This is a genomic window from Celerinatantimonas sediminis, assembly GCF_046054195.1.
Taxonomy (GTDB): Bacteria; Pseudomonadota; Gammaproteobacteria; order Enterobacterales; family Celerinatantimonadaceae; genus Celerinatantimonas.
Genome location: NZ_JBEQCS010000015.1, coordinates 31,238 through 45,880, shown reverse-complemented (window position 1 = coordinate 45,880; position 14,643 = coordinate 31,238). Strand labels below are relative to the sequence as shown.

General features: G+C 43.2%; 12 protein-coding genes and 2 pseudogenes. 10 read left to right on the top strand and 4 right to left on the bottom strand.

Annotation, left to right across the window (positions count from 1 at the left end; genetic code table 11):
• Positions 1-95 precede the first annotated feature (95 nt).
• Entirely contained in the window at positions 96-1,049 is a 954-nt protein-coding gene (locus ABTQ23_RS15655) for a LysR family transcriptional regulator (protein WP_408616683.1), read from the bottom strand.
• 417 nt (positions 1,050-1,466) lie between these two features.
• On the opposite strand from ABTQ23_RS15655, the pseudogene ABTQ23_RS15650 reads away from it, so the two are divergent.
• The 5 genes and pseudogenes from ABTQ23_RS15650 to ABTQ23_RS15630 all read left to right on the top strand — a co-directional run.
• Positions 1,467-2,145 (top strand): annotated as a pseudogene (locus ABTQ23_RS15650) (amino acid ABC transporter permease); the annotation flags it as partial.
• Between the two features lie 83 nt (positions 2,146-2,228).
• Positions 2,229-2,990 (top strand): annotated as a pseudogene (locus ABTQ23_RS15645) (amino acid ABC transporter ATP-binding protein); the annotation flags it as partial.
• Positions 2,991-3,011: 21 nt separating this feature from the next.
• The gene (locus tag ABTQ23_RS15640; RefSeq protein WP_408616682.1) at positions 3,012-3,884 is read left to right on the top strand and encodes a phytanoyl-CoA dioxygenase family protein; all 873 of its coding nucleotides are present in this window, start codon (positions 3,012-3,014) and stop codon (positions 3,882-3,884) included.
• 29 nt (positions 3,885-3,913) lie between these two features.
• Positions 3,914-4,759, top strand: coding sequence for an ABC transporter substrate-binding protein (locus ABTQ23_RS15635; protein WP_408616747.1), 846 nt, complete (start codon positions 3,914-3,916; stop codon positions 4,757-4,759).
• A 49-nt stretch (positions 4,760-4,808) separates the two neighbouring features.
• Positions 4,809-5,540, top strand: a complete 732-nt coding sequence (locus ABTQ23_RS15630) for a class II aldolase and adducin N-terminal domain-containing protein (protein ID WP_408616681.1) — start codon at positions 4,809-4,811, stop codon at positions 5,538-5,540.
• Between the two features lie 60 nt (positions 5,541-5,600).
• Here ABTQ23_RS15630 and ABTQ23_RS15625 read toward each other — a convergent pair whose 3' ends face one another.
• From ABTQ23_RS15625 to dbpA, 3 genes are all read right to left on the bottom strand, one after another.
• Complete coding sequence (locus tag ABTQ23_RS15625; RefSeq protein WP_408616680.1) at positions 5,601-6,560, bottom strand: glycosyl hydrolase family 26; 960 nt, start codon at positions 6,558-6,560, stop codon at positions 5,601-5,603.
• Between the two features lie 135 nt (positions 6,561-6,695).
• On the bottom strand, positions 6,696-7,376 hold the full coding sequence (locus ABTQ23_RS15620) for a hypothetical protein (protein ID WP_408616679.1): 681 nt from the start codon (positions 7,374-7,376) through the stop codon (positions 6,696-6,698).
• 420 nt (positions 7,377-7,796) lie between these two features.
• Positions 7,797-9,188, bottom strand: coding sequence for an ATP-dependent RNA helicase DbpA (gene dbpA, locus ABTQ23_RS15615; protein WP_408616746.1), 1,392 nt, complete (start codon positions 9,186-9,188; stop codon positions 7,797-7,799).
• A 661-nt stretch (positions 9,189-9,849) separates the two neighbouring features.
• On the opposite strand from dbpA, the gene ABTQ23_RS15610 reads away from it, so the two are divergent.
• From ABTQ23_RS15610 to ABTQ23_RS15590, 5 genes are read left to right on the top strand one after another with little or no spacing between them, the layout of a single operon-like run.
• Positions 9,850-10,725, top strand: a complete 876-nt coding sequence (locus ABTQ23_RS15610; RefSeq protein ID WP_408616678.1) for a MurR/RpiR family transcriptional regulator — start codon at positions 9,850-9,852, stop codon at positions 10,723-10,725.
• Positions 10,726-10,757: 32 nt separating this feature from the next.
• The gene (locus ABTQ23_RS15605; RefSeq protein ID WP_408616677.1) at positions 10,758-11,732 is read left to right on the top strand and encodes an agmatinase; all 975 of its coding nucleotides are present in this window, start codon (positions 10,758-10,760) and stop codon (positions 11,730-11,732) included.
• A gap of 46 nt (positions 11,733-11,778) precedes the next feature.
• Positions 11,779-12,564, top strand: a complete 786-nt coding sequence (locus ABTQ23_RS15600) for a transporter substrate-binding domain-containing protein (RefSeq protein WP_408616676.1) — start codon at positions 11,779-11,781, stop codon at positions 12,562-12,564.
• Between the two features lie 51 nt (positions 12,565-12,615).
• Positions 12,616-13,989 carry an MmgE/PrpD family protein gene (locus ABTQ23_RS15595; protein ID WP_408616675.1) on the top strand — a complete coding sequence of 458 codons (1,374 nt, stop codon included), beginning with the start codon at positions 12,616-12,618 and terminating at the stop codon, positions 13,987-13,989.
• Positions 13,982-14,641: an amino acid ABC transporter permease gene (locus ABTQ23_RS15590; RefSeq protein ID WP_408616674.1), complete on the top strand. Its 660-nt coding sequence runs from the start codon at positions 13,982-13,984 to the stop codon at positions 14,639-14,641. Before ABTQ23_RS15595 ends, ABTQ23_RS15590 begins: the two co-directional genes overlap by 8 nt.
• Positions 14,642-14,643 lie beyond the last annotated feature (2 nt).

The window sequence follows — 14,643 nt, the reverse complement described above, 5'->3', positions numbered from 1 at the left end:
AAGATTAAATTCAGCTTATGGCACAAAATAAATGGCGTAAATTAGTATATATTTACGACCTAAATAGAAAAAATATCGCCCCTCATCAATATAAACTAAGCCGTTAACGAAGCACTCAGCGGATAAACCTGTCCTTGATTGGCCGTAACATCTAAGTTGCACTGGCGACAGTAATCCATAAACAAGCGTGCCGGTTTGGTTGGCTCATTCGTTTTCAGATAAGCCATAATCAGCGTTGAACTTTCCATCTCATCGCTAATTTCCACACAGGCTAACTCTTTGCCATCATAAGTAACATTTGAGTGCGGCCGCGTAACTAGCACCGAAAATCCCTGCCCTTGACCGACCATACAACGCACCATTTCAATCGATGGCGAGGCATAAGCAACGTGGGGATGCAGTCCCTTTTCGGTGAATATATTTAAAAAATAATTTCGACTCGGAATAATATCGAGCAAGATCATCGGCTCATGGCTCAATTCAGCCAGCGAAACGCTCTTTTTAAGGGCTAATGGATGATTGGCCGGAAGAAGTGCATAAGGTTTGTGCGGCGCATTGAGCACCTCTTTGCGAATTGAATTATCTAGGTCCAAATCATATAAAAAAGCCAAGTCAAACTGACCTCGATGCAACCCGACCATCAGTTCATGTTGCTCGCCATCGTGCAGCTGAATTTCAATGTCGGGATATTTTTTCTTAAATCCGGCAATCAACTGCGGAATATACATTGGCGCGACCGACTCAAAACTGGCAATCGAAATTTTGCCGCTAGTGATCTCACTATTAGCTAAAGTGTTTTGTTCAAACTCATGGGATAAACGCAGCAGTTCGCTTGCTTTATCATAAAAGCGCCGACCACAGGGCGTTAACGAAACTCCCTGCGCATGATGACGAATCAACAACTGCTGACCAAACGAATCTTCAAGATTCTTAATCGCTATTGAAATAGATGGCTGAGCAATATGCAGCTTGCGTGAAGCCTCGGCAATACTCTCGGTCTGAACCACCGTCGAAAAGTAATGCAATTGTTTTAAAGTAAAATATCTCATGCGCCACCACCTATTGACAAAATATTACTTAACCTCACATCTTCATAACTTTTTATTAGCAAGGCCTATACCACGACTGCAAATACCAGCCATAAATAGATTTACTCTATGTCATACATGGTTTTTCTATCTACGTAAAAGTTACGAAATCGTTATAGATGTTTCAAACATGCTTCATTTTGGACAAATATGGTCTGTTTTGGGGCGAATGAGTGATGATGTCAGGTCTATTGGGCAAGGCGTTATGCTTGATTTCGGAGCATGCCGATTAGATAGTTTTTTTTAAACTAAAAGGCAAAAAAAAAGTAATTGCTAGTTATCCAGCTATCCATCCATAGTGACTAAACATATTTGAGACGCATTTGTTCTGATCTAAATCAGTCTCTGATTAATTAGTTTAGCGAAGGTACACACTCTATGGCATTTAACTGGGACTATCTGTTCAGCTTGTTTAAACTCTCCGACTTTTGGTGGGCCAGTTGGACAGTTGTAAAACTTAGCGTCGCAAGTTGGTTGCTAAGTATCGTGTTTGGCTTTGTTCTGGCGTTAGCAAAACAATCGCGTTTTGCCATTTTAAATGTTCCGGCCAAACTTTACATCTGGTTTTTCCGCAGCCTTCCTCTACTCGTTTTACTCATTTTCGTCTACAACATTCCACAAATGCTGCCATTTAGTAGTTCGGTGCTTTCCAATCCATTTTGGTCAGGACTCATCTCAATGGTATTGTGTGAAAGTGCTTATGTTGCAGAAATTCACCGCGGTGGTTTGTTATCCATTCCTAAAGGACAAAAAGAAGCAGCTCAAGCATTGGGAATTCGTTTTGTCGGCATTCAGTGGTTAGTTGTTATTCCACAGGCCATCCGAGTGGCGCTACCGGCGCTGACCAATGAGTATATCTCGATTGTCAAACTCACTTCGTTAGTATCGGTTATTTCACTCACTGAAATCTTGCTTGTCGGTCAGCAGCTTTATACCCAAAACTTTTTAGTCATGGAAACAATGACCGCAGTAGCCATCTATTATGTGTTGATCGTAACCGTATTTGACTTTCTGCTCAAACGCTTAGAAGCACACTTAGATGTCACGCAAAGCAAAAAATCACATCAACTGCCACAAGCGCTAATCGAAAAAGTAAAAAATGCCCCGCCGGTACAGCTCACTCCGACCACTGAGTTTGATGGCCCCGCGCTTGAAGCGACCAAACTACACAAAGCCTACAACAATGTTGAAGTATTAGGCTCGGTCAACCTCACGGTCAACTCTGGTGAAGTTGTTTCAGTCATTGGGCCATCAGGCTCTGGGAAAACGACATTAATTCGCCTGCTCAACGGCTTAGAGCAATTGGATAACGGCGAAATTCACCTCAATGGCAAACCATTTTTAAAACTTCTGCGCTACGGGCCAGATAAATCTCGTTTTGTAGAACACCCAGAACATCGCAATAACATTGGCATGGTCTTTCAGAGCTTTAACTTATTCCCACACTTAAGCGTATTACACAACCTGATGTTGGCACCAAGTTATCACCACATGGGCGACAAAGAAGCGCTAAAAATGCAAGCGTATCAGCTGTTAGACAAAGTTGGCATGTTAGAACATGCTTGGAAACACCCACATCAGTTATCCGGTGGTCAGCAGCAACGCGTGGCAATCGCTCGAGCATTAATGATGCGTCCACAGATCATGCTATTTGACGAACCAACCTCGGCCTTAGATCCAGAAAAAGTTAACGAGGTATTACAGGTCATCGAAGATTTAGCAAAAGAAGGGATCACCATGGTGATTGTCACCCATGAGATGAACTTTGCCTTCAAAGTCTCAGACCGAATCATCTTTATGGAACAGGGGCGAGTGATCTGTGACGATGCACCGCATGTGCTGCGCTCAGGCCATAACGCTCGCGTTGAAACCTTTCTTAAAGATGTCTCTTTAGCTTCATAACCGATTTTTCAGGAGTCACCCATGATTGAACAATGGCAGATAGATAAATACCACGAACAAGGTTATTTAATCGTTGAAAACGTCCTTTCAAGCGAGCAGATTAGCGCACTGCAAAAAGACTTTGACAGTTGGGTTGAACAGAGCCGTAACCATCAGCAGCCTTGGGGCGAAACCATTGATGGGCGCTCACGGTTTGATATCGAAAGCGATCACTCAAGCTCACACCCATCGCTGCGCCGGGTTGCATCTCCGACTGAAATTTCACAAGCATTTAAAAACACCGCTCTTGAATCAGCTGTGGCACAAATTGCCAGCCAACTCGTTGGTAGCAGCGGTGCTCGCTTGCACCATAGCAAAGTGAATTCCAAATTACCGAATACCGCAACACAGGTTAAATGGCACCAAGATTTTCTATTTACCCCACACAGCAACGATGATCTGGTGACATCGCTATTAATGATAAGTGATGTCACCAAAGAAAATGGTCCGCTACAGGTGATCCCCGGAAGCCACAAAGGCCCGCTTTATTCCCATTGGCAAGGCGATCACTTCACCGGTTATGTAAGCGAGCAGGTTGAGCAAGAAAACTGTCAGCAGTCAGTCTCTTGTTTTGGACCGGCAGGCTCTGTTTGCTTTATGCACACACGCTTGCTGCATGCCTCAGCGCCAAACCATACCGATGCACCTCGAACGCTTTTTATTAGTGTTTATGCTGCTGAAGATGCGCTGCCATTGGCAGAAAATCCGCTACCTAGTGTTCATGAACGAACGTTGGTCAGTGGCATCGAAAGCGGCGAAATTCGTATAACAGCGAATCAATTACGACTACCCCAAAAACCCAAAGGGGCGTCATTCTTTGTTCAACAAGCCGAAAAAAACCAGGCTAGTGCCTGATCTATCAATCGATAAGAGGAATTATGATGATGTTTTCAGCCCGTACTAAACGTTCTAAAGCCCGCTTAATTACAACGAGCCTGGTCGGTGTTGTTTTCTCATTTTCAAGTTTAAGTGCTCTGGCCGCATTTAAACAACCAGGGAAAATCATTGCTGGTTCAGATATGACGTTTTATCCCTATGAATATATGAAAAACAACAAACCAGCTGGTTTTGATATCGAATACTTAGATGGTCTGGCAAAAGTGATGGGCCGCAAAGCAAGCAACATCGACACTCGCTGGGCAAACCTCATTCCTGGTTTGCGTGGTGGCCGCTTTGATCTAATTAACTCCTCGATGTATATCACCGCACCTCGCTTAAAAGTGATTGATATGATCCCATATTCAAAAAGTGGTGAGTCAATCCTCTCGATTAAAGGCGCCAGTTATCAACCCAAAACAATGCAAGATTTTTGTGGTCACACTATTGGTTCAATGGCCGGTACCGCTTGGCTCAAACAAGTGCAAAACGTATCGAAAGACTACTGCGTTAAAAAAGGCCTAAAACCTATTAAAATCAGAATGTACCCAACTGACCCACAAACAACTCAGGCCATGCTCTCTCACGCAGTTGAAGCGCAAATCACCGACTCAGCGGTTGCCGAAGGCGTGGTCAAACGCATGGGCTCACGAGTGGATATCTCCTCGGATAAATTACTGGACCCAGTATTGCATGGCTTTGGTGTGAAAAAAGGGAACGATGAAGTTCGTAAAGCTCTGATTAGCGCAATCGAAAAATACAGTAAGAGCCCTGAATATAAAGCTCTACTGAGCAAATATAACATGCAAGATCTCACCCAAGACGACATCAAAACAATGATGCCTAAAGGCTAAAGACTCAGCCCGGGAGAACTCCCGGGCACATGTGACACAGGAGTAGAAAATGTCACTTTCAACAGAAGAACAAATTCGAATCGACTTAGCTGCGACTTTTCGTATAGTGGCTCATCTGGGGATGCATGAAGCCGTTGCCAACCACTTTAGTGCGGCAGTTTCAGAAGATGGCAAAAAGTTTCTGCTCAACCCCAAGTGGAAGCATTTTTCACGAATTCGGGCCAGCGATCTTCTTTTGCTTGATGCCGATGATACTAGCAATAAAGAGCACAAAGATGTGGATGCAACAGCTTGGTCAATCCATGGACAAATCCATCAGCGCATGCCTGAAGTTCGCGTTGTATTACATTTGCACCCGGTTTACACCACTGCGATTTCTGCTTTAAAAAATCCCGCCATCTTGCCCATTGACCAAAATACAGCACGCTATTTTAACCGTGTATCATTTGACACAATGTATGGCGGCATGGCAGATACAGATGAAGAAGGCGCACGGCTGGCAGCCCTATTAGCTAATAACCACCGACTAATGATGGGCAACCACGGCGTGATGGTGACCGGTAACAATATTGGCGTAGCATTTGATGATATTTGGACGCTTGAGCGCGCCTGTCAGATATTAGTCACCGCACTTTCAACCGGGCAACCGCTCAATGTTCTCTCAGATGAAGTGGCTGAAAAAACCGCTCAAGATTGGGAAGGGATCCCTGATTTCTCACGGCAACATTTCGAAGAAATGAAAGAGATAATCATTCGCCAAGACCCTTCTGTCTTGGACTAACGATATTAGTCACTAAAAAGCCTTGCGAATAACGCAAGGCTGATTAAGAAAGATGTGTACTTAACGGGAAATCACTACCCGGCCATTAATGATTGAAAAATAAGGTTTGTATGTCGTTTCCATCCCATCTGCCACCACTCTTAACGGGCTAGAACCATGTTTATCTTTTAATCGAACTAACTTCCCGTCAGCATAGCTTTCCAGAGTATAGTCCTGCCAATTTTCAGGCGATTTAACCACAGCTCCAGATTGCGTTAAATCATCTTTAAAACCAATCGCGTCAAAAAACTCATCCGGGCTTGATTGGCCTGCTTCTGCCAATGATTTTTCCCGGCTCGACAGGGAATATGCCTCTTTTAAGCCCTGATAATCTTTACGCTTCATCATCTCAATAAGAGCTTGATAGGCCCGATGGAGTTTCTTCATGTTCTCGCGCGTTGGTTTAAAAGACGCGGCTTTGGTCCACGCCCATTGTGGGATTGTTTTAATATAGAAGGGGCGGTGAAAAATAGTTGTCCAACCTTTTTGCTGCTGCGATAAATGAGCCAAATCAGTTTGATGTTTAGCTGGATAACTTTTAGATGTTCTTGCAGTTGCTTTACCATCATCAACCGTAACATGCAGGCTGGAAAGCTCTACTTTATCCCCTTTTTCTGTGTTAGCTGTTAAAGTTAGCTGACATTCCCCATCAGGGCGCTGCACTGCACCGTCCCCTTCATTTTGGGTCCACATATTGATAGATACAACTTGTGCACCTAATGTATTCATCCCCGAGTGTAAAAAAGCAGTCACATTGAATCCGGTCATAATATCACCACTCACTGAAGAGCTATTATCTAACTGCGGCATCTGATTTATCATATTGCCGCATACCATATGATGGGAATTCATATTAACTAAATAGAGAATGGTTGGTTTTTCAGTGGGAATGGCGATATCCGTGGTTGATAAATCCACCACAGATGACTGACAACCGACTAACAGAATAACGCCTAATAATGCTCCCAATCGATACTTCAAAACAGCTCCTTTCATTGAATGATCCGCCCAGTAAAGACTGGACGGCTTATATAACTGGCCCGGCATTTTTGATGGCTTTATGAGATGAGAGGCCTGTTTATTTTCGCGCATTCATGAGTAACAGCTAGCGAATCACTAATGCATCTGTACCTTGCGATACGTCATCTGCTCGGCGTCGCAAATCAGTAAATCGCCTTCAATAGTAAAAGTCAGCTTCTTAAATGGTTGCTTGGCCGCCCACTTGGGATCTTGCACCCAAAAAGCCGCCGTGTTTTTAGAAGCTTGGATAGCTGGCACATCAAACCAGTGATAGTCCGCAGAATCGTTTACCCAACGTAAGCCAACGCGAGCCAGTTGTTCCCCTTTAGGTTTGAATACCCGCGCAACACCATTAAGCTCTGTTGTCGCTTTATATCGTTTGTGCGAGGAGGTTTCCACCTCCACAGCAATATCTGGCACACCGCCAACCTTTTTAACCATAACAGCCACTTGAAAAAAGTTACTCGGGATTTGTCGCACCCGTTTCATATCTTTGTCAGAAAACAGCGTGAACTTAGGTGAACCAGACAATGGCAATGTCTCAGGGGTTTTCAACTGCAACACACCTTGGGTAACAGACCAAGTTCCATGAGCTCTCATATCAGCACTGCCCGCTATCATTACCCATCGAAAGGAGTGATCTGGCTTAAGCAGCAATTCAGACGCCGTTTCCATTTGATTAATGAGCCGATAGCGGCCCGCAAGTTGATCCGATTTAGCAGCAACTGAGCCTGCAAAGCCCAGCAGCAATAATGCTATAAGCAATTTTTTAAACATAATAAAGACTTCTAATAAACCTGAAACATGCACAGGCATCGACCCGTGCAGCAAACTAACACCCTTGGGAAATAACGCCGTAGCTATTGTGAATAATCCTAAGCATCAAAGCCCAAGCCTGATGCAGAACCAATAACTGTGCTTACAAAGCGATTCTATTGTTAATATAATCAATTAGAGGAGGTAAATTAGCAGCTTGTCGTAATGAAGACAAGTTGAAGGCATCAGCTATGATGCTCATGTTCGTATTGTTTTTAGATAAAGCCTGCGAGCTTTTGTGTCGCAGACAACGAGCAGTTAAAAAGCCGGCATAAAAAAGATCAAAGCACTCACCACGGCTTTTGATGAGTGCTGGACAAGATCTTGCTCGGTTAATTTTTAATCAGACTGGTGTTCTAGTAGATTGTTATCATCATGTCGTTACGACATGATTCGAGCCCGAAAAGACTTCCCTTTTAATTTTCCGCGATTCAGTTTGGCTAAAGCTAATTTGATATGCGAGCGTTTTACTGCAACATACGACCAGATATCGTGGATCTGGATTTTTCCGACATCTTGGCCGGACAAATCATTGCCTGCGGTCAGCGCACCTAGAATATCTCCGGGGCGAAGCTTGTTCTTTTTGCCACCATCAATGCGAATACAGCTCATTTGAGCTGCAACTATATTGGCGTTTAATCCAGCGTCCCTGGACAGCTCGCCAACGGACTGTGGACCAATTCTATCTTGCAAAAGTGCAAAGCCATAATCATCATTAGGGCCAATCAGAGTCATAGCTCGACCCTGCTCGCCCGCTCGACCAGTTCGTCCAATACGGTGAATATAGGTGTCGCTATCATGTGGCAGCTGATAATTAACGACTAAATCAAGCGCATCAATATCCAAACCTCGCGCAGCAACATCGGTTGCAACCAAAACAGTGACACATTTAAGGGCAAATAACGCTAGCGCTTGATCACGTTCTCTTTGGTCCAAGTCACCATGGAGCGCTTTCACATCGAACCCAACATCTTTGAGATAATCAGCCAGCTCTTGCGTTTCCCGCTTGGTATTACAAAACACCACCGCGCTTTTTGGCTGTTTTGCCAGTAATATCTGCTGAGTTGCGCTCTCTCGGCTACGCGCATCGCTCACGGCAACAAATTGCTGGGTAATATTCGCCTTGTCATCGCTTTGCTCAATTTTAATTGAAACGGGGTCAACCAGTTGCTTTTTCGCCATTGCGGCAATGCTTTCAGGAAATGTTGCGCTAAACAACAAACGCTGGCACTTCGTTGGCATAAACCCGGTAATCGTCTCCAGCGCTTCGCTAAATCCCATCTCTAACATTCGGTCTGCTTCGTCCAAAACGAATTGGCGAACATTTTCAAGATTCAAGCGCCCTTTGCTCAAATGATCTAAAACTCGCCCAGGCGTTCCAACAATGATATGCGCGCCATGTTCAAGCGAGCCAATCTGTGGACCAATCGCAACACCACCACATAAAGTGAGGATTTTAATGTTATGGATCCCTCGGGCAAAACGGCGCAACTCACTTGCCACTTGGTCAGCAAGTTCTCGAGTCGGACACAAAACCAAAGATTGAACACGAAACAGCTTTACATCCAACTGATTAAGAATGCCTAAACCAAATGCGGCTGTTTTACCTGAGCCAGTTTTTGCCTGCGCAAGTATGTCTTTTCCGGCTAAAACCTCAGGCAACGCCTGCGCCTGAATCGGCGTCATGGTTTTAAAACCTAATTCGCCAAGTGTATTTACCAACGATGGATTAAGTGCCAACTGGCTAAATTCTGTATTGGATTGCAAAGTGATTCCTGTGGCCGCGTATACGGCTCAACTAACGATGGCGCAATTGTACCAGTAATGGGTGGCGCTGTACCGTGATTGACTAAAATTACATTCTTAAACACAGGATATAGTTGATTGATAAATTAATATACTTTTAAGCTTAGCCTCAAAGCTTACTAATGAATCAATACAACTGTTTTTTGACATTTAAGGCAAAGTCCACCACTAATCTGGCCGGATTAATATTTAAAATATTTCAAGTTAATTCAATATTATAGTGTATTAATTTAAATACCTTCCCTTTATTATGAAATTTGTAATTAATTAACCAGATTGATTTATTGATATTAAACTTATATTTAAATACCCCACAGCCATTAATTATAAATATCTAACTTTTATATTGCATGAATATAGAGCATCCATTTGGTTATATCACACCAATATTGAACAATATCTAAAAATACTACTTCTGATCACTTAAAAACATTTGACCCATTTTCAACTTTTTTTGAATCATTTTTGAATCACATGAATCAAAAAGAATTCAAATGCTCACATATAAATACCTAACATTGCTGATTTTGACTCGTCCCAAAAATGAATCATTTGAATCAAAATAAAATCAATTGGATCACAATTTGCCTATCTTAATTCATAAACTAATTCAGATAGACAATTACAAATGACTCAGCAAGAACTAAATATTCTGATAAAAAAACGGTTTGATTCATTGCCTAAACGAGAGCAACAAGCAGCTGCTTTTATTCTCGAATATCCCAATGAAATACCGGTCATGTCTATGCGTGAATTAGCATCTTTAGCGGGGCTTCCGGCCTCGACAATGACTCGACTAGCCAAGAGTTTAGGATTTAATGGATTTGATGAACTGCGCTCAATTTATATTTCGCAAGTGCGTGGCCAGAATAATATTTATGAGCAAAAGATGGCTGGTCTAGTGGCAATGAAAGAGCAGTTTGGCAATCACACTCTGGCGATAGATCTTGCCGATACAACAATTAAGCACATTCAATCTTTATGTGACCCAAGACAAATGGACGTGATTGTTCGCGCCGGGCAATTACTCTCGCAAGCTCGCAAAATTTATTGCCTAGCATTGCGTTCATCTTTTCCGATTGGTTATCAATTTGCGCATGTCTGCAGTTATTTTCGACCTGACGTTCAATTAATTGATGGCCCAGGAGAGAGCGGCATGATGAACATCATCCATGGCTTATCCAGCAAGGATGTATTGTTTGTCACGAATATCTCACCTTATGCGAAAAAGGCAATTTCAATTAGCCGTTATATGTCCAATCAAAAAGTAAAAATTGTATCGATTACCGATAACGCTAGCTCACCTGTTGCGAGGATTTCTGACGAAGTCATTCTCGTAAAAAAAGAAACCAATTCATTTTTTGACACCCTGACACCTGCGTTAATGGTGACAGAGATTTTAATTGCCCTACTTGCGGCAAATACCAAAGGCGATGTCCGTTCTCAGGTTAAAGGAACCGAAGAAAAAATATGGGCATTAGGTGAATGGTTAAAAACCACATAATTTTTTTAAAGTCGTAATTACAAAGGAAAGAAATGGCTAATTATAAACCTGAATATACTACTGCTCCGAAACATGGCCATAAGAGTCTATTTTATTCGGATGTCGTAACAGACCTGAACACTTTAGATTCTGTTGATATCGCAGTTTTAGGGATCCCATATGGTTCACCTTACAACATCGATGAAGTGTCCAATGATCAAAGTAACGGCCCAACTGCAGTGCGCCAAGCAACTGACCGCTCGCTGCGCAGCTTTGAACGTTACGACTTCGATTTAGGTGGCTCAATGACCGACAATCAACCGATTAAAATCGTTGATTGCGGCGATATCTCAGGCGATGCCAGAGCGTTAGGCAATCACTATGAAGCGGCCGAGTCAGTGGTACGAAAAATCATTGAACTGGGCGGTATGCCGTTAATTATTGGCGGAGATCATGGTGTTCCAATCCCAGTTATCCGCGCATTAGACACACTAGGGCCAATTACTCTGATTCATATCGATGCGCATTTAGATTGGCGTGATCACGTCAACGGCGTCAAAGATGGTTATTCAAGCCCGATTCGACGCGCTGCTGAAATGGACCACGTTGGTGAAATTTTCCAGATTGGAATGCGCGCGAATGGTTCAGCACGCCAAGAAGAAGTGGATGATGCCCTCGAATATGGTGCTCATCTGATTCCAGCTCATGAATTACACGATGCGGGCATGGAAGCTATTTTGGCTCGGATCCCTGATGGTGGAAATTACTATATTACTTGTGATGCCGATGGTATCGACCCAAGTATTATGCCAGCTGTGAATGGCCCAGCACCGGGCGGAGTAACTTATGATGAAATGCGTAAATTAATTCATGGTCTTGTTAATAAAGGCAGAGTGGTCGGCATGGATATTGTCGAAATAACTCCTCGAAAAGATATTAATAAAATCACAGCTATTACAGCAGGACGATTTTTTATTAACTTAATTGGAGCTGCAGTAAGAGCCAATTACTTCAAAAAAGATAAATAAAACAATACTTAATTAACCCCAAGTTATCTCACAAAGGAATATAATCATGGTGATAAAAAAGGCTTTTTTATCAATTACGTTAGCCTGTGCTAGTGCTGTTATTTCATTATCAGCGTCTGCCGACGTATTACAACAAATTCAAGAACGCCACGTCGTTCTAATTGCAATTCCGCAAGACTATGCGCCTTATGGATTTGTTTCATCAGATATGACACCTAAAGGTCTGGATATTGATGTTGCAAAATTAGTCGCTAAAAAAATGGGCGTTAAAGTTAAATTAATTCCTGTAACCAGCCCGAACCGCGTACCTTATTTACAAACAGGGAAAGCGGATATGACAATTTCTTCTTTAGGTAAAACACCGCAAAGAGCAAAAGTGATTGATTACAGTATTGCTTATGCCCCATTTTATGATGCCGTCTTTGGTTCAAAAGAATTAAAAGCATCAACCCCTAAAGAAATGGCTGGTAAAACCGTGTCGGTAACTCGTGGCTCAATGCAGGATAAAGAGCTTTCAGAAATCGCACCGAAAGCTATTGTTAAACGCTTTGAAGATAATAACAGCACGATTACCGCATTTCTTTCTGGTCAGACGCAAATGGCAGCAATTGGAACAACCGTTGCCGCAGCGATTGAAAAGAGTCATCCAAACGTAGATATGCAATTAAAGTTAGTTTTATCTAACTCTCCTTGTTACATCGGCATGCCAAAGGGCCAACCTAAATTAGTTGCAAAAGTTAACTCAATTATTCGAGCAGCTAAAAAAGATGGCACCTTAGATAAAATTTCCCAGAAATGGCTAGGAGCGCCAGCGGGTAATTTGCCAGAGTAATTTATATGGCACGTTCATGATAAATGAGCGTGCCTTTTTAAGGAAGTTAGAATGAATCAGCAGTTAGCGCTTGTATCTTTGGCAAATTATTTAAATCATCAAAAAGAACAAGTTTTACCCAACCGGATTATTCACATTGCGAAGCGATGCTTAATCGACACGTTAGGAGTTGCGCTCGCGGGTAGTCAACATTTGGCGGTGCGCAAGGCCCGTTGCGCGTTATCAACGGGTGGCAAAGGCGCGCATTTTATTGGCTGTCGCGAGCAAAGCTCGAGCGCAACAGCGGCATTAGTAAATGCAACAGCAGCCCATGTACTGGACTTTGATGACAATTGCTATGCTGGCTTTGTGCACGGTTCAGCAGTCATTGTGCCTGCGGCGTTAGCCATGGCTGAAACATTAAATGTCACTGGCAAAGAGCTGTTAAAGGCCATTGCACTTGCGAGCGAATGTCAGTATCGAGTCGGCATGTTGCTTGATAATGAACTGTACTATCAGGGATGGTGGACAACTGGCATCTTGGGCACTATCGGCGCTTGCGCAGCAGCAGCCACATTATTGCAATTAAATGCTGAACAATCAGCTTGCGCATTTGGGATTGCAGTTGCCTCGTCTTGCGGTATGAAAAATATTTTTGGGACTGACTGTAAATCACTCATGGCGGGGATAGCGGCGCAAAAAGGGATTACTGCTGCGATACTGGCCAAAGAAGGATTGTCCGGGCCAACTGATGCACTGGAACATCCATCAGGACTAATCAATCTTTGTAATAACGGCCACAGCAATCCGGACCAATTTAAAATCGACACGCAAACCTGGTGTTTAGAAGAGGTTGGAGTCGATATCAAGCGGATCCCGCTTTGTCTTTCTTCTCATGCCGCTGTTGATGCGTTGCTCCATCTAAAACATCAACATCATCTGACTGTCGAGCAGATTCAGCGTATTGACTGTGATGTACCACAAATTGTGGTGACCAACCTTATTTATGATAAGCCACAAACAGCGCAACAAGCGCAGTTTAGCCTGCCCTTTGCTATCGCTCAGAGCTGCTTATCAGACACGATTACGCTTGACCATCTTTGCGATGAAAACCTTCAGTGTGAACAACTCAACTCATTAATGGCACAAGTTTCATATACCTCAAGCAGCCAATGGGACTTAGCTCAAATGGCCAAAGAGGCCCCAGAAGGAGCCGAAGTAACGGTTCATCTTAAAGATGGCACAAGCTACAGTCACTTTGTGGCTAAGGCTCGCGGCGCGGCATCAGTACCTCTAGATGATGAAGAAATTAGCGCCAAATTTTCTCAATGTGCTCAAGGCGTTCTCAGTCAAAACAATATTCACAAATTATTAGATGACCTATGGCATATCGAAGCAATCAACACCAGAGAACTAGCAAATTATTGGGAGCATTGCTATGAGTAATCTAGATTTTGCTTCAGTTTTAGCCAATTGGCAGGTCTTTGTCGATGGCGCAGCGATCACTGTGCTAATGACCGTTATCGCAACTATATTCGGACTAGTGCTGGGCATTGCTTGCGGTTGGTCAAGAGCTCAAGGGCCTCTGTGGCTGCGGATCATTGTGAGCTGCTATGTAGAACTGACTCGAAATACACCTTATATCATTCAACTATTTTTTATCTTCTTTGGCCTGCCAGCGATAGGCATTCGAATGTCAGCGCTTAATGCCAGCATTATCTCACTCATTATTAACTTGGGTGCCTATGCCTGTGAAATTGTTCGCTCTGGTATTCAAAGTACTCCCAAAGGACAAGTGGAAGCGGCTCAAAGCCTAGCTTTAAACAACTGGCAAATATTTACGCGAGTGGTACTGCCACCGGCGCTAAGCCGCGTATGGGATGCCATTATCGGACAGGTCATTATTATTATGCTTGGTTCAGCGGTTTGTAGTCAGATTTCAACAGCCGAACTATCGTTCCAGGCGAACTTACTTGCCAGTCAAAACTTTCACAATTTTGAATCCTATATCGTGGCAACTGTGATCTATCTGTTCTTAGCCGTTGTCGTTCGCCAAATTTTTCGCTGGATTGGTCCGCGATTTATCTTTGCCCGCTAATC